The sequence below is a fragment of the Mobilicoccus massiliensis genome (assembly GCF_000826525.2).
GTDB classification, from domain to species: Bacteria; Actinomycetota; Actinomycetes; order Actinomycetales; family Dermatophilaceae; genus Mobilicoccus; species Mobilicoccus massiliensis.
Window position 1 is genome coordinate 23432 of the sequence record NZ_LN651323.1, and the last position, 15400, is coordinate 38831.

The window sequence follows — 15400 nt, forward strand, 5'->3', positions numbered from 1 at the left end:
GACGACCCCGCCGCCCGTTTCGGGCGGCGGGGTCGTCTCATCGATGCGCCGGTTCGGCGGGGAGGTTCGCGCCTACCGCTCGTACACCGTGATGTCGAAGGCGTACTGGTCGGCGCGGTAGCAGTGGTCGCCGAACTCGACGGCCACCCCGGCGGCGTCGTACGCCTTGCGGGTCATCGTGAGCAACGGGTCGGACTTGCCGAGCTCGAGGAGCCGGCGTTCGCGCGCGTCGGTGCCTCGTGCGCCGATGGTCTGGTGGGCGACGACGGGCTGGCGTCCGCGGGCCCGCAGCAGGGCGTACAGACCGTCGCGAGTGAGATCCTCGGCCGTGATGTCGGCGTATTCGGGGGCGAGCCAGTTGCGCAGGATGGCAAGGGGCCCGTTGTCGGCCGAACGCAACCGTTCGATGTAGACCAGCGGCGCGTCGTGCGGCTGGCCGAGGGCCTCGGCGGCCTGCTCGTCGATCGCGTCGGTGCGCAGTTCGAGCACCTCGGTGGAGGGGGTGCGGCCGCTGCGGACGAGGTCCTCGTACAGGCTTGTGAGCTCGTCACGGCGGTGGACGACCTGGTTGGCGACCGTCGTGCCCACGCCGCGGCGTCGGATCAACAGGCCGCGGGAGACGAGTTCGGAGATCGCTCGGCGTACCGTCGGCCGGCTGAGCTGCAGGCGTTCGGCGAGCGCCAGCTCGTTCTCGAACGGATCGCCCGGTTTGAGCGTTCCGTCCTCCACCATCGCGGTCAGCTGCTCGGCCAGCTGGTGGTAGAGCGGGACGGGGCTGGACCGGTCGATGACGACGGGAAGCTCGACAACCATGTCAAGAGGTTAGCCCAGCTTGCCATTGTTCTTGGGATTCCCGAGTCAGGTCCATTTGTAAAGACAAACTCTTGACAGGTGTGGGCGGGTGTACCAGGGTGGGGCCACAGCCCATCGAAGCGCGAAGGAGCGTCATGGCCCTCGATCTCGTCGCCATCGGGCGGATCGGTGTCGACATCTACCCCCTGCAGACCGGCGTCGGCCTCGAGGACGTCGAGTCGTTCGGCAAGTTCCTCGGCGGCAGCGCGACCAACGTCACCGTTGCGGGCGCGCGCTACGGCCGCTCGACGGCGATCATCTCTCGTACCGGCGACGACCCTTTCGGCCGCTTCGTCCACCGCGCCCTGCAGGAGTTCGGCGTCGACGACTCCCACGTGCGGCCCGTGCCCGGCCTGCCCACGCCGGTGACCTTCTGCGAGATCTTTCCCCCCGACGACTTTCCTCTGTACTTCTACCGCTACCCCACGGCACCCGACCTCATGATCGAGCCGGACGAGATCCCCGCCGACGTCGTGCGCGACGCCCGCATCTTCTGGTCGACCGTGACCGGCCTCTCGGAGGAGCCCAGCCGATCGGCCCACCGGCGTGCGTGGGAGATCCGCGGTCGGCGGCAGCACACGATCATCGACCTCGACTACCGGCCCATGTTCTGGGGTTCGGAGGCCGAGACCACCGCGGTCGTACAGGAGTCGTTGCAGCACTGCACGATCGCCGTCGGCAACGCCGAGGAGTGCCGTGTCGCGGTCGGCGAGTCCGACCCGCACCGCGCTGCGAGCGCGTTGCTCGACCACGGCATCGAGATCGCCGTGGTCAAGCAGGGGCCGAAGGGCGTCCTCGTCGCGACCCCCGACGAGCGGGCGGAGATTCCGCCCATCACCGTCGACGTCGTCAACGGTCTCGGAGCGGGTGACGCGTTCGGCGGGGCCCTCTGCCACGGGCTGCTCTCCGGCTGGGACATCGAGCGCACCGTGCGGTTCGCCAACGCCGCCGGCGCCCTCGTGTGCGCGCGGCTCGAATGCTCCTCGGCCATGCCGACGCAGGACGAGGTCGAGGACCTCCTCCGCAGTGTGGAGGGTGCGTGATGACCGCGCCGGAGATGACGACCACCGCCCCCCGCCTCGGCGCCCACGACGCCGGCATCGACACGGGTGCCCTCACCCGAACGCGTCTGGCCCACCCTGAGCAGATCGCCGAGGCGTGGGCGAAGCGCCGCCGGCGTCACCTCGGGCCGGGCGTCGACCGGCTGCTGCTCGTGGCCGCCGACCACCCCGCGCGGGGTGCGCTCGGGGTGCGCGACGAGCCGATGGCGATGGCCTCGCGCCACGACCTGCTGCATCGGCTCGCGACCGCGCTGTCGCGGCCGGGTGTCGACGGCGTCCTCGGCACGCCCGACATCCTCGAGGACCTGCTGCTGCTCGGGCTGCTCGAGGACAAGATCGTCGTCGGGTCGATGAACCGCGGCGGCCTCGCGGGTGCCGTCTTCGAGCTCGACGACCGCTTCACCGGGTACGACGCCCCCGCGCTCGCCCAGGCGGGCATCGACGGTGGCAAGATGCTCTGCCGCATCGCGCTCGACGACCCCGGCACGGCGTCGACGATGGTCGCCTGCGCGCAGGCCGTCTCCGACCTCGCGCGACACCGGCTCATGGCGATGGTCGAGCCGTTCTGGTCGCGCCGCGACGCCGCGGGACGAGTGGGCAACCTGCTCGACCCCGACTCGGTGATCCGGTCGATTCAGGTGGCCTCGGGCCTCGGCACGACGAGCGCCTACACGTGGCTCAAGCTGCCGGTCGTCGAGGACATGCCGCGGGTGCTCGACGCGACGACGCTGCCGACGTTGCTGCTCGGTGGAGACCCCCGCGAGGATCCCGATGTCGTGTTCGGTCGCTGGAACGACGCGCTCATGCACCCGGTCGCCCGGGGTCTCGTCGTGGGCCGCACCCTGCTCTACCCGCCCGACGGTCGCGTCGCCGACGCGGTCGACGTGGCCGCCTCCCTCGTTCACCCCGGAAAGTGAGGAACCCGATGTCCGACTGGTTCAAGCCTCGCGGCACCACCGCCGCCGAGGGGTTCGACGTCACCGTGATCCGGCCCGGCGACCCGGGCTGGGCGCACACCGGCCTGCTCGTCGCCGATCTCGCCGACGGTGAGTCGCGCACGGTGAGCACCGGCGAGTGCGAGTACATCGTGCTGCCGCTCTCCGGCGCCGCCCGCGTCTCGGTCACGGCCGAGGGGTACACGCAGGAGTTCGAGCTCGCCGGTCGCAAGGACGTCTTCAGCGGACCGACGGACCTCGTCTACGTGCCGCGTGACGCCGAGGTGACCGTCACCTCCGTCGGCGGTGGTCGGTACGCGTGGCCGTCGGCAACCGCCCGCTCGGCCTTTCCCGTGGCCAAGATCGAGGCGAAGGACGTGCCGGTCGAGCTGCGCGGTGCGGGCCAGGCCAGCCGACAGGTGCAGAACTTCGGCACCCCTGGCACTCTCGAGGCCGACTCGATCATCGCGTGCGAGGTCATCACGCCCGCCGGCAACTGGAGCTCCTACCCGCCGCACAAGCACGACGAGGAGCGCCCGGGCGAGGAGTCGAGCCTCGAGGAGATCTACTACTTCGAGATGCGCGCGGAGGACGGCGCGCCGGAGGGCGCCGACCCCATGGGCTACCAGCGGGTGTACGGCACCGACGACCGGCCGATCGACGTGCTCGCCGAGGTGCGCAGCGGCGACACGGTCCTCGTGCCGCACGGCTGGCACGGTCCGGCGATGGCCCCCACCGGCTACGACATGTACTACCTCAACGTCATGGCCGGCCCCGGCGAGGAGCGCGTCTGGCTCATCTGCGACGACCCCGCCCACGGCTGGGTGCGTGACGCCTGGCCGGGTCAGGACGTCGACCCGCGCCTGCCCCTGCACGAGAAGTCCTGACCCCGTACGACTCTCATCTCCCTGCCCACGTTCGCGAACCGACACGAAGGATTCATCCATGAGCCCGTCCCGTATCACTCACCTCATCGGCCACTCCTCCTGGGAGGGCACGGCCGAGCGCACCTCCGAGGTGTTCAACCCCGCCACCGGTGAGGTCACCGGCACCCTCGACCTGGCGAGCCGCGCGCTCGTCGACGAGGTCGTCGCCAAGGCCGACGAGGCCGCGAAGGTGTGGGGTCGTACCTCGATCGCCAAGCGCACGCGTGTGCTGTTCGCGTTCCGCCAGCTGCTCGACGAGCGCAAGGGCGAGATCGCCAAGACGATCGTCGCCGAGCACGGCAAGACGTACCCGGACGCGGTCGGTGAGATCAACCGCGGCCTGGAGGTCGTCGAGTTCGCCTGCGGCATCGGCCAGATCCTCAAGGGTGGGTACAACGAGAACGTGTCGACCAACGTCGACGCCTACTCGATCCTGCAGCCGTTGGGCGTCGTGGGTGTCATCTCGCCGTTCAACTTCCCGGCGATGGTGCCGCTGTGGTTCGTGCCGGTGGCGATCGCTGCGGGCAACGCCGTGGTCATCAAGCCCAGCGAGAAGGACCCGAGCGCCGTCAACCTCATCGCCGACCTGTGGCGTGAGGCCGGCCTGCCCGACGGCGTGATGAACGTCGTGCACGGCGACAAGGAGGCCGTCGACGCGCTGCTGGAGAACCCGACGGTGAAGTCGATCTCGTTCGTCGGCTCGACCCCGATCGCGCAGTACGTGTACGAGACGGGCACGAAGAACGGCAAGCGCGTCCAGGCTCTCGGCGGCGCGAAGAACCACATGCTCGTGCTGCCCGACGCCGACCTGGACCTCGCCGCCGACGCCGCGGTCAACGCCGGGTACGGCGCCGCCGGCGAGCGGTGCATGGCGATCTCGGTGCTGCTCGCGGTCGACACGATCGCCGACGAGCTCGTCGCGAAGATCAAGGAGCGCACCGCGACCCTCACCACCGGCGAGGGCAACGGCGAGGGCGTCGACATGGGCCCGCTCGTCACCGGCGCGCACCGTGACAAGGTCAAGGGCTACATCGACGCCGGCGAATCCGAGGGCGCGACGCTGGTCATCGACGGCCGCGAGGGCGAGTGGCAGGGCGGCAGCAAGGACGGGTTCTTCCTGCTGCCCACGCTGTTCGACGACGTCAAGCCCGAGATGTCGATCTACACCGACGAGATCTTCGGACCCGTTCTGTCGGTGGTGCGCGTGCACAGCTTCGACGAGGGGCTGCAGCTCATCAACGACAACCCGTTCGGCAACGGCGTCACGATCTTCACCAACGACGGTGGCGCCGCCCGGCGCTTCCAGACCGAGGTGCAGGTCGGCATGGTCGGCATCAACGTGCCGATCCCGACCCCGATGTCGTACCACTCCTTCGGCGGCTGGAAGAACTCCCTGTTCGGCGACACCCACGCCCACGGCATGGAAGGCGTGCACTTCTTCACGAAGACCAAGGCCGTGACCCAGCGCTGGCTCGACCCGAGCCACGGGGGCCTCAACCTCGGCTTCCCACAGAACGACTGACGAAGGGCTGAGGACACGAGGGAGCGCTAGCGACCGAGGCCCGGAGGCCCGAGGAGGTCGTTCTATCCAGCACAGAACGACTGACGAAGGGCTGAGGACACGAGGGAGCGCTAGCGACCGAGGCCCGGAGGCCCGAGGAGGTCGTTCCATCCAGCACAGAACGACTGACGAGAGGCCGAGGACACGAGGGAGCGCTAGCGACCGAGGCCCGGAGGCCCGAGGAAGTCGTTCCATCCGGCACAGAACGACTGACGAAGGGCTGAGGACACGCGTCCCACGTGGGCGGAACCCCGCCGGATCGTGACCGATCCGGCGGGGTTCACGTCTTGGCGGGGCGTGTCGGGGCTCTGGTCAGCGCACGGTCGTGGAACGGATGGCGAGGCGGGGATGGGTCGTGACGGCGGTCTGCTCTGTGGGCTTCTGCCCACCGGGGTCCTCGGCGGTGTCGCTCGCGTTTCGACCCGGCGACGTGTTCGGTGAATCGGACGCGGCGTGGGTGGCGTTCTCCAGCGCTGCCAGGGTGGCGGCCGCCAGTGCGCGCGGATCCTGGGAGACGCTCGTGAGGCCGATGGTCGAGAGTCTCGCCGTTCGGGTGTCGTCGTAGCCCACGACCGCGATGTCGCCGGGCACGGCGACGCCGGCGGCGCGCAGGGTGAGCAGGAGTCCGATCGCGGCCATGTCGTTGTACGCGACGACCGCGGTGGGCCGGGCTGCCGAGTCGTGCTCGAGCAGGCGTTCGGCGGCGGCGATACCTGCCTCTTCCGTGACGCCACCGTGGGCGACCCGGGGCGTCAGCCCGTGGCGGTGCATCGCGTCGCGATAGGCCTCAGCGCGGGTCACGGCCATGACACCGTCGGCGCCGTCGACGTGGAGGATGTCGCGGTGGCCGAGCGCCACGAGGTGATCGACGGCGAGAGCCATACCGGCGGCCTCGTCGGTCGAGACGACCCCCACTCCCGCCGCCCGCAGCGGTGATCCGAGCACGACGACGGGCACCTGCGCCGCCCACCCCGTGAGCGCGGCCTCGTCCACCTCGGGGCTGATGAGCACGAGCGCGGAGCACCGGTCGCGCAGCAGGGCCTCGACTGCGGCGTCGGGCCCGCGCGTCGCGGTGATCGCCGACAACACGAGATCGACGCCCCGCTCGGACGCCGCTTCGTACAGCGCCTCGACGACGTCGGCGTGGAACGCCTGCGCCGGCCGGAACGTCACCCCGACCGCACGGGAACGGGATTCGCGCAGCAGGCGCGCCCGGTGGTCGACGCGGTACCCGAGTTCGGCCGCGGTGGCGACCACACGCTCACGCGTCGCCTCCGACACTCCCGCCTCGCCGCGAAGGGCCACCGACGCCGTCGACGTCGACACCCCCGCCGCCTTCGCCACGTCGACGATCGTCACCCGCGCCATATCCGCCTCCCTCGTCGAGCCTCCTCGCCCACGAGGGACGCCGGACAGATTGTCTTGACAAACCCTTGCGGGGCGTCGCCGGAACGTTCTAGTCTCACCGTACCGGAACGTTCCGGTTCCCCTCGGCACCATGACGAAGGAGTCATCCCATGGCCGACCAGATCAGCGTGGCCGTCATCGGCGCCGGCATGGCCGGACGCTCGCACGCCGCCGCGTACCGCAACGCCGGAACCCTGTGGGGCAGCGAGCTGCCGCCGATCCGGCTCGCCGCGATCGTCGACAGCAACGCCGAACTCGGTGAGGACGCCGCTCGTCGCTACGGGTACGAGAGGTACTACTCCAGCGTCGAGGAGCTCGCGGCCGACGACAGCATCGATGCCGTCAGCGTCGTCGTCGGCAACGATCTGCACCTGCCGTTCTCCACGCTCATGCTCGAATCCGGCAAGCACGTGCTGTGCGAGAAGCCCCTGGCCGGCAACCTCGCCGACGCGCGTCGGATGGCCGAGCTCGAGAAGAACACCGACCTCATCACCGCGACCGGGTACACCTACCGCCGGGTCGCCGCGGTCGGCGCGATTCGCAACCGCATCGCGAACGGCGACCTCGGCGATCTCTCGGTCATCGACGGCCGGTACTGGTGCGACTACTCCTGCGACCCAGACGGCCCGCTGACCTGGCGTTACCTCGGCGAGCCCGGGTCCGGTGCCCTCGCCGACATCGGCACCCACCTCATCGACATGCTCGAACACGTGACGAACGGCCGCATCGTCTCGGTCAGCGGCGGCAGCCTCGTCACCGCCATCCCGACCCGACCCATCCCGCTCGGCATGGTCGTCGGTCACGGCAGGGCCGAGGTGAGCGACGAACGCGGCGCCGTGACGAACGAGGACACCGCCTCCTTCGTCGCCCGCTTCGACAACGGGCTCTCGGCCACGATCTCCTGCTCGCGCACCGCTTTCGGCATGCCCAACGGCATGTCGTTCGCCATCCACGGCACCCGGGGCATGGCCGCCTTCGACTGGCACCGCCCCGCCGAGTACACCCTCGGTGGCGCCGCCGGGGACTTCCCCTCCGGCCCGCGTCAGGTTCTCGTCGGCCCGACGGATCCGTACTTCGGCGGCGGTTACCCGATGCAGGCCCCGGCCAACGGCTCCGGCAACGCCGAGTCGTTCGCGTACCAGGCCCGGGCCTTCCTCGATCAGATCGTCGGCCTCGACGAGGTTCCCACGTGCGCGACCTGGGCCGACGGACTGCACACCCTCGAGGTCGTCGACGCCGTCGTGCGCTCCGACGCCACCGGCGGCGGGGTCGTCGACGTGCCCGCCGCCTGACACCCGCACCACACGCGACGACACCCTCGACCCTTTCCAACACCGCTCACCAGGAGTCACGATGAAATTCGGCGCCTACACCGCGTGCCTGTCCGACAAGTCGCTGCCCGAAGCCCTCGAGATCCTCACAGGCATGGGCCTCACCTCCGCGGAGGTGAACTCCGGCGGGTTCATTCCTGCGCCGCACTGCCCGGTGGACGCGATCCTCGCCTCGGAGTCCGCACGCCGTGACTACCTGAAGATCTTCGAGGACGCAGGGGTCGAACTCACGGCGCTCAACTGCAACGGCAACCCGCTCTCGCCGCTGCCGAACGAGGGACTCAAGCACGCCGACGACCTGCGCCGTTCCATCGAGGCCGCCGGCAGGCTCGGCGTGAAGCACGTCATCACGATGTCCGGCCTGCCCGGCACCGACCCGACCGCGAAGTACCCGACGTGGGTCATCAACGCCTGGAACGGCATCGACATGGAGATCCTCGACTACCAGTGGAGCGTCGCCGTGCCGTTCTGGAAGGAGATCGACGAGCTCGCGCGCAGGTGGGACGTGCGGGTCGCCATCGAACTGCACCCGCGCAACCTCGTCTTCAACGCGACGACCTTCCAGCGCCTCATCGCCGAGACCGGCGCGACCAACGTCGGCGTCGAGATGGACACCAGTCACCTCATGTGGCAGCAGATGGACGTTCCGACAGTCATCCGCACCCTGGGCGACCGCATCTTCTTCGCCGCCGCGAAGGACATCAAGCTCTTCGACGGGGTGAAGACGAAGGGCGTCCTCGACGTCGACTTCGGCAAGGTCCCCGCCGACGCCGAGAACAAGACCCCCGTCGCGTACGGGTACTGGTGCAACTCCTGGCCGTCGGACCCGGCCTGGCGATTCGTCGCCGTCGGCGTCGGCCACGAGGAGGACTACTGGGTGGAGGTGCTCACCGCGCTCAAGGAGGTCGACCCCGAGATGGTCGTCAACATCGAGCACGAGGACGCCGAGATGAGCACCCTCGACGGTCTCGGCTTCGCGGCCAAGACCCTGCTCGCGGCAGCCGAGAAGGTCGGCTGACCACCGACGTCACACCGTGAGGGCAGTTCCCTGAACCGCCCGTCCCGGGCCCCCGAGACTCCCGGCCGGAGACCATCCGGCCGGGAGTCTCGTCATCGTGAAGGTGGTGACGGCCGAGGGCGCTCTCGCGACCCGCGATGCTGTGTCATGAGGCGGGGATCTCGTTGTCAGAGACGGTGATGGTGCTGCCAACCCGAGCGCCTCGCCTGGGACGTCGGGGCAGCCCAGCCCGCTGGAGGCAGTCCTTCATTGATTTCAAAACATATGACTCCATGAGCATCATGGTGCTTATCAGTCATATCTATGCGAAACTATGACGCAAGGATACGCGCGACCTGATCCGTGGCGGCGAGACACTGACGACCGAGTTCAAGTCTCACCTCAACGATCGTGAACTGACCAAGGCCGTCGCCTGTCTGGCGAACGCCCAGGGAGGAACGCTCCTTCTCGGCGTGGACGACGACGGCCAGGTTGTGGGGGCGCGGGATCGGCCCGGCGGCCACAGGGATCCGGTGCGCGTGGCGGCGTACGTCCAGAACAGCACGGATCCCCCTCTTGGTGTCGAGGCTCGACTGGAGGACATCGAGGGGCGGGCCGTGTTCCGAATCGATGTGCCTCGGGCGACGCCCGGTCCAGTCGCCACCAAGGACGGGTATTACACGAAGCGTGTCCTCGACACCCTCGGCCAACCCCAGTGCGTGCCCATGTCCCCGCAGGAGATCGTGAGCTTGGGAATGTTGACCCGCGGACAGGACTACGCAGCTGCCGCCGCCACGGGTGCCACCCACGCGGACCTCGACCCTGCCGAGTTCGATCGCTATCGCCGCCTCTGCAGCCTCACCGGCGACAGCACGGCGTCACTGCAAGACGAGGACATCCTCAGGGCGCTCGGCTTGGTTCCCATCGGTTCGCCACTCAGTCTCGGGGCCATCCTGCTGTTCGGCAGACCCGCCGCCATATCGCGATGGGTGCCCAACGCCGAGTTCGTCTTCCAGGATCTGCGAAAGGGTGAGAGCGCAGCCAATGACCGCATCGTCGGCCCACTCCTTCGCGTCAGCGAGACGCTGCAAGCACTCATCGATGCGCGGAACAGCGTGACCGAGCTGATGGCGGGGATCCACCGCGTCGAGGTTTCACTCATTCCGTCCGTCACCCGACGCGAAGCAGTCGCGAACGCCATCGTGCACCGTGACTACTCGGCGCTGGGGCCCACGAGGGTGCAGATCGACGACGCAGAGTTCGTCGTCAGCAGCCCAGAAGGTCTACCTCCGGGGGTCACTATTCAGAACATCCTCAACGAGTCGCGTCCTCGGAGCCCGATCCTGGCCGATGCCTTCAAACGGGCGGGGCTGGTCGAGCGCAAGGGCAAGGGCGTCAACGAGATGTTCGAACAGCAGCTGCGCGCCGGTCGCGACGCCCCGAGCTACGCACGATCCACGACGAACTCGGTCATGGTCTCCGTTCCCCTCGGTACGGCCGACCTCGATTTGGTCCGCTTCCTGCTCACGTTCGAGAACGAGCAACAGCGCCCCCTCGGACTGGACCAGTTGCGGGTGATGCACGAGATCAAGGAAATGGGGTCAGCCACGCCCGGTGAGCTTGCCGTATCGCTGTCCATGCTCCCCGCCGTCGCGCGCAACACCTCCACCCAACTCGTCGAAATGGGAATTCTGGAGGCACGAGGTGTGGGCCGTAGCCGACGGCTTCATCTGACCCCGCGCTTCTACGACCTCGCGCAGGACCGGAGCGCGTACGTCAGAGTCAAGGGGGCAGACCCGATCCAGCAACAACGGATGATCCGTGACTACGTGGATGCGTATGGGTCGATCACCCGGTCGCAGGCAGCCGGGCTGTGTCAGTTGTCGCCGACGCAGGCAAGGGCAGTGCTCAAGCGCATGGTCGACCGGGACGAGTTGCGACTGGTCGGGGAGCGCCGCGGCGCCAAGTACACACGCCCGTGAGCGGAGAGGTGTCCCTCGAGATTGCCCGGGAACGAGCCGAGCGGTGGGCTGGCAGGAGGACTCTCAGCCGCAGGTACAGACCGTGGCTCCGCACCCATCCTGTACCTAATGACCTATTGACCGAACATTTTTCTGCGATAGGTTGATCTCGACACGTCACCGCGGACGATCGGGACACCCCGAGGAGGGCTTTCCAATGGCGGAATCCAAGGCTCGCAACACCGACCCTCGCTACTCCAGGCTCGCGATCGGGGTGTGTCCCGATCAGTGGGGCGTGTGGTTCCCGCAGGATCCCAAGCAGATTCCCTGGCAGACGGCGTTGGCCGAGATGCAGCAGGCCGGGTTCTCGATCATGGAGACCGGGCCCTTCGGCTACTTCCCCACCGACCCGGCGGAGCTGAAGCGGGTCATGGACGACCACGGCTTCCAGGTCGTCGCCGGCACCGGCTGGGGCATCCTCCACAAGGAGGAGGCCTGGGCCGAGACCGAGAAGACCTTCCGCGCGATCGGCGAGACCCACGCCGCGGTCGGCGCCGAGTACGTCGTGCACCTGCCCCCGCTGTTCCGCGACGACAAGACGTGGGAGTTCACCGACGACCGCGTGCTCTCCCCGGAGGCGTGGGACCTCTACATCGCCAACGCCGACCGCCTCGGCCGCATGATGAAGGACGACTACGGCCTCAAGATGGTGCTGCACCCGCACGGCGACAGCCACATCGAGACCCGCGAGGACATCGACCGCATCTTCGGCGCCACCGATCCCGACTACGTCGGCTTCTGCCTCGACACCGGTCACATCGTCTACGGCCAGTCCGACCCGATCGACATCATCAAGGACTACCCCGAGCGCATCGACTACGTGCACATCAAGGCGATGGACGCCGACCTCGTCAAGCAGGCCCACGACGACGACTGGCCGTTCGGTCAGGCCGTGGCCAAGGGCTGCTCGGTCGCCCCGCCCGCCGGTGAGCCGAAGATGCCCGGGCTCATCGAGGCGCTCGCCGACCTCGACAAGGACCTCTACGTCATCTGCGAGCAGGACATGTACCCCTGCGACCCGAGCTACCCCCTGCCCAACGCCATCAAGACGCGCGAGTACCTGGCCGAGTGCGGCCTCGGCCTCAAGTGACGACCACGAGCTCACGCGACGAGAGAAGAGGACCAGCCATGGCAGTACGTATCGGCATGATCGGCCCCGGAGGCATGGGTCAGGCCCACCTCGACCGCATCCGCACGGTCATCGCGGGCGGCGAGCTCGTCGGCGTCTCCGACATCGCGGCCGACAACGTCAAGACCGTCTCGGAGAAGTACGGCGTCCGCGGGTTCGACAGCTCCGCCGAACTCATCGGCTCACCCGACGTCGACGCCGTGATGATCTGCAGCTACGGCCCGGCCCACGCCGAGGACGTCATCGCCTGCATCGAGGCTGGCAAGCCGGTGTTCTGCGAGAAGCCGCTCACCCCCGACGCCGAGAGCGCGCTGCGCATCATGGAGGCCGAGCAGAAGGCCGGGCGTCGTCTCGTCACGGTCGGGTTCATGCGCCGGTTCGACCGCTCCTACCAGGAGATGAAGGCGGTCCTCGACTCCGGCGAGGTCGGCGAGACCCTCATCATCCACAACCGCCACCGCAACCCCACCGTGCCCGAGCGGTACACGTGGGACATGGCGATCAACGACACCGGCATCCACGAGATCGACACGATGCGGTGGCTCACCGGCGAGGAGATCGTCTCGGTACGCGTCGACAAGCCGAAGAAGACCTCCTACCGCTTCGAGCACCTGCAGGATCCTCTGATCCTCATCATGGAGACGTCCTCGGGCATCTGGATCGACGACGAGATCTTCGTCAACGACCAGCACTCCTACGACATCCAGTGCGAGGCCGTCGCCGAACTCGGCACGATCCGGCTCTCCGACCAGCAGGTCATCGAACGCACCGGCAAGATCGGCCGCCACCACGTGCTGACGATGGACCACAACGAGCGCTTCGGCGCCGCGTTCGTCACCGAGGTCCAGCAGTGGATCTCCGCGGTCGCGGCCGGTGAGCACGCCGGGTCGACGTCGTGGGACGGCTACGCCGCCGCCTGCGTGTGCGACGCCGGAGTGCGGGCCCTGCAGTCCGACGGTTGGGTGCCGGTCGAGATGATCGACAAGCCCGACTTCTACGCCTGAGCACGAGGACGACATGACACGACAGATCGGTATCGGCGTCATCAGCCTGGGCTGGATGGGCCGCCTCCACACCCGCGCCTACAAGCAGATCCGCGAGCGCTACCCCGAACTCGGCATCGAGCCGCGACTCGTCGCGACGGCCGACCGCGTCGAGGCGTTCCGCGACGAGGCCACCGAGAACCTCGGTTTCGAGCGCGCCTACGCCGACTATCACGACCTTCTCGCCGACCCCGACGTCGAACTCGTCTCGATCTGCGGCCCCAACTTCCTCCACCACGAGATGGCGCTCGCGGCGATCGAGGCGGGCAAGCCGTTCTGGATCGAGAAGCCGATGGGCGTCAACGCGCGGCAGAGCAGAGAGATCGCGCTCGCCGCCCAGAAGGCCGGGCTGCGCACGGCCGTCGGGTTCAACTACCGCCACACCCCCGCGATCATGCACGCACGCGCCCTCGTCGCCGACGGCCGGCTCGGCCGCGTGACCAACGTGCGCTCCTGGTGGATCGCCGACTACGCCTCCGCCGAGGACGGCCCCCTCACCTGGCGTTACTCCCGCGAGCAGGGTGGCTCCGGAGTCTTCGGCGACCTTCTCAGCCACGGCTTCGACCTCGTGCAGTTCGTCGTCGGAGACCGCATCAGCTCGATCAGCGCGACCTCGGGCACGTTCGTCACCGAGCGTCCCAAGGGGTTGGCCGCCACGATCGGCCACGGCAAGGTGCCGGTCACGAAGGAGAAGTACCCCGTCGAGAACGAGGACTACGGCGCCGCCCTCGCCCGCTTCGACTCCGGCATCATCGGCACGTTCGAGGCCAACCGCGTCGCCCACGGCCCCCGCGCCGAGTACGTCGTCGAGGTGTACGGCACCAAGGGCAGCCTGCGGTGGAACTACGAGAACCACATGCACCTCGAGGTCCTCATCGACGACGACAACCCCCGCCACCACGGGTACACGCGCATCATGTCGGATGCCTCCCACGGCGACTTCGGCCGGTTCCAGCCCGGGCCGGGCCAGCTCATGGGGTTCGACGACATGAAGACCGTCGAGGCCGCGCAGTTCTGCGAATCGGTGCTCGAGGACGAGCAGCTCGCCCCCTCGGCCGCCGACGCCTGGGCGGCCGCCGAGTGCGACGAGGCCTGCGTGGCCTCCGCCGCCGACGGCACCTGGCACGACGTCCCCCGCGTCGAGGGCCCGACGACGATCTGATCCCCCGCCGCCCAGACCGACCCCCGGAGACACCAGGAGAGCCGCCATGGCCGTGAAGATCCTGCTCGACCCCTCGATGTATCACCCGCACCTGTCGGTGGCCGACGAACTGCGCAAGGCCAGCGACCTCGGCTACTCCTACCTGGAGCTCTCCCCACGAGCCGACTTCCACGAATGGCACCACTACCCGAAGGTCGACCGGGCCCTCCTCACCGAGACGAAGAAGGCGATGGCGGAGACGGGGGTGAAGATCTGGACCTTCAACCCCGTCTACAACTGGTCGGCGCCCGACGAGCAGGACCGTGAGCACGCCGTGCGGTGCTTCCGGCGTCTGTTGCAGATCGCGAGCGAACTCGAGGTGCCGATGATCGCCACCGAGTTCTCCGGCGACCCCAACCAGCCGCTGCGGAGCGAGGCGTCGTTCTACAAGTCGATCGAGGAACTGATCCCCGACTTCGAACGGCACGGCATCGAGTGCACCGTCGAGGCGCACCCCTACGACTTCGTCGAGGACAACGCCCGCGCGGTGCAGATCGTCCGTGGCGTCGACAAGGACTGGTTCAACTACGAGTTCTGCTGCCCGCACATGTTCCACCTCGGCCAGGGCAACCCCGATGCGCGGGCCATGCTCGAATACGCCGGCCCGCGCCTGCGGCACGTGCACATCGCCGACGTGTTCGATCACCTCGCCAACGTGGGCAACCGCTACATCGTCAACCCCCCGGGCGTCGACGCCCGCATCCACCAGCACAACGAGATCGGCAACGGCGAGGTGCCGTGGGACACGGTCTTCGGCTACCTGCGCGAGACCGACTACGACGGACCCGTCTCGGTGTGCGTCTTCGGCTGGGAAGAGGACGCCGACGCGATCCACGTGCGCATGCGCGAACGCATCGAGGCCGAGCTGAACGCCTGAGACGAGGTGCAGCAACACTTCGAGGACACGCTGGAGAACGCCATCCTCGTCTCCCTCGC

13 protein-coding genes are annotated in these 15400 nt (G+C 68.5%); 11 read left to right on the top strand and 2 right to left on the bottom strand.

Annotated elements, in window-relative coordinates; translation table 11 throughout:
• Positions 1 to 72: 72 nt before the first annotated feature.
• Positions 73 to 813, bottom strand: a complete 741-nt coding sequence (locus BN1197_RS00630; RefSeq protein WP_040155275.1) for a GntR family transcriptional regulator — start codon at positions 811 to 813, stop codon at positions 73 to 75.
• Between the two features lie 134 nt (positions 814 to 947).
• Here BN1197_RS00630 and iolC point away from each other — a divergent pair, with 134 nt between their 5' ends.
• The 4 genes from iolC to BN1197_RS00650 are packed head-to-tail and all read left to right on the top strand — an operon-like array spanning position 948 to position 5296.
• A complete protein-coding gene (gene iolC, locus BN1197_RS00635; RefSeq protein ID WP_040155276.1) occupies positions 948 to 1895 on the top strand; it encodes a 5-dehydro-2-deoxygluconokinase in 948 nt (315 codons plus the stop codon).
• A 14-nt stretch (positions 1896 to 1909) separates the two neighbouring features.
• Positions 1910 to 2830, top strand: coding sequence for a Cgl0159 family (beta/alpha)8-fold protein (locus tag BN1197_RS00640; protein WP_082043500.1), 921 nt, complete (start codon positions 1910 to 1912; stop codon positions 2828 to 2830).
• A gap of 8 nt (positions 2831 to 2838) precedes the next feature.
• Positions 2839 to 3735, top strand: coding sequence for a 5-deoxy-glucuronate isomerase (gene iolB, locus BN1197_RS00645; RefSeq protein WP_040155278.1), 897 nt, complete (start codon positions 2839 to 2841; stop codon positions 3733 to 3735).
• Between the two features lie 58 nt (positions 3736 to 3793).
• Positions 3794 to 5296, top strand: a complete 1503-nt coding sequence (locus BN1197_RS00650; protein ID WP_040155279.1) for a CoA-acylating methylmalonate-semialdehyde dehydrogenase — start codon at positions 3794 to 3796, stop codon at positions 5294 to 5296.
• A 351-nt stretch (positions 5297 to 5647) separates the two neighbouring features.
• On the opposite strand, the gene BN1197_RS00655 is transcribed toward BN1197_RS00650, so the two are convergent.
• On the bottom strand, positions 5648 to 6703 hold the full coding sequence (locus tag BN1197_RS00655) for a LacI family DNA-binding transcriptional regulator (RefSeq protein ID WP_052465808.1): 1056 nt from the start codon (positions 6701 to 6703) through the stop codon (positions 5648 to 5650).
• A 149-nt stretch (positions 6704 to 6852) separates the two neighbouring features.
• On the opposite strand from BN1197_RS00655, the gene BN1197_RS00660 reads away from it, so the two are divergent.
• The 7 genes from BN1197_RS00660 (at position 6853) to BN1197_RS00690 (ending at position 15341) form a co-directional block, all read left to right on the top strand.
• Entirely contained in the window at positions 6853 to 8034 is a 1182-nt protein-coding gene (locus BN1197_RS00660; protein ID WP_040155281.1) for a Gfo/Idh/MocA family protein, read from the top strand.
• A gap of 61 nt (positions 8035 to 8095) precedes the next feature.
• A complete protein-coding gene (locus BN1197_RS00665) occupies positions 8096 to 9091 on the top strand; it encodes a sugar phosphate isomerase/epimerase family protein (protein WP_040155282.1) in 996 nt (331 codons plus the stop codon).
• A gap of 356 nt (positions 9092 to 9447) precedes the next feature.
• Positions 9448 to 11052, top strand: coding sequence for a DNA glycosylase AlkZ-like family protein (locus BN1197_RS00670; RefSeq protein WP_245851775.1), 1605 nt, complete (start codon positions 9448 to 9450; stop codon positions 11050 to 11052).
• A gap of 196 nt (positions 11053 to 11248) precedes the next feature.
• Positions 11249 to 12181: a TIM barrel protein gene (locus BN1197_RS00675; protein ID WP_040155285.1), complete on the top strand. Its 933-nt coding sequence runs from the start codon at positions 11249 to 11251 to the stop codon at positions 12179 to 12181.
• Between the two features lie 38 nt (positions 12182 to 12219).
• Complete coding sequence (locus BN1197_RS00680) at positions 12220 to 13224, top strand: Gfo/Idh/MocA family protein (protein ID WP_040155287.1); 1005 nt, start codon at positions 12220 to 12222, stop codon at positions 13222 to 13224.
• A gap of 13 nt (positions 13225 to 13237) precedes the next feature.
• Complete coding sequence (locus tag BN1197_RS00685; protein ID WP_040155290.1) at positions 13238 to 14425, top strand: Gfo/Idh/MocA family protein; 1188 nt, start codon at positions 13238 to 13240, stop codon at positions 14423 to 14425.
• Positions 14426 to 14471: 46 nt separating this feature from the next.
• Complete coding sequence (locus BN1197_RS00690) at positions 14472 to 15341, top strand: sugar phosphate isomerase/epimerase family protein (RefSeq protein ID WP_040155292.1); 870 nt, start codon at positions 14472 to 14474, stop codon at positions 15339 to 15341.
• The last annotated feature ends 59 nt before the right edge of the window (positions 15342 to 15400 follow it).

Coding starts and splice junctions, on each gene's coding strand:
- BN1197_RS00630 (WP_040155275.1), bottom strand. CDS start 813: ATGGTTGTCGAGCTTCCCGTCGTCATCGACCGGTCCAGCCCCGTCCCG.
- iolC (WP_040155276.1), top strand. CDS start 948: ATGGCCCTCGATCTCGTCGCCATCGGGCGGATCGGTGTCGACATCTAC.
- BN1197_RS00640 (WP_082043500.1), top strand. CDS start 1,910: ATGACGACCACCGCCCCCCGCCTCGGCGCCCACGACGCCGGCATCGAC.
- iolB (WP_040155278.1), top strand. CDS start 2,839: ATGTCCGACTGGTTCAAGCCTCGCGGCACCACCGCCGCCGAGGGGTTC.
- BN1197_RS00650 (WP_040155279.1), top strand. CDS start 3,794: ATGAGCCCGTCCCGTATCACTCACCTCATCGGCCACTCCTCCTGGGAG.
- BN1197_RS00655 (WP_052465808.1), bottom strand. CDS start 6,703: ATGGCGCGGGTGACGATCGTCGACGTGGCGAAGGCGGCGGGGGTGTCG.
- BN1197_RS00660 (WP_040155281.1), top strand. CDS start 6,853: ATGGCCGACCAGATCAGCGTGGCCGTCATCGGCGCCGGCATGGCCGGA.
- BN1197_RS00665 (WP_040155282.1), top strand. CDS start 8,096: ATGAAATTCGGCGCCTACACCGCGTGCCTGTCCGACAAGTCGCTGCCC.
- BN1197_RS00675 (WP_040155285.1), top strand. CDS start 11,249: ATGGCGGAATCCAAGGCTCGCAACACCGACCCTCGCTACTCCAGGCTC.
- BN1197_RS00680 (WP_040155287.1), top strand. CDS start 12,220: ATGGCAGTACGTATCGGCATGATCGGCCCCGGAGGCATGGGTCAGGCC.
- BN1197_RS00685 (WP_040155290.1), top strand. CDS start 13,238: ATGACACGACAGATCGGTATCGGCGTCATCAGCCTGGGCTGGATGGGC.
- BN1197_RS00690 (WP_040155292.1), top strand. CDS start 14,472: ATGGCCGTGAAGATCCTGCTCGACCCCTCGATGTATCACCCGCACCTG.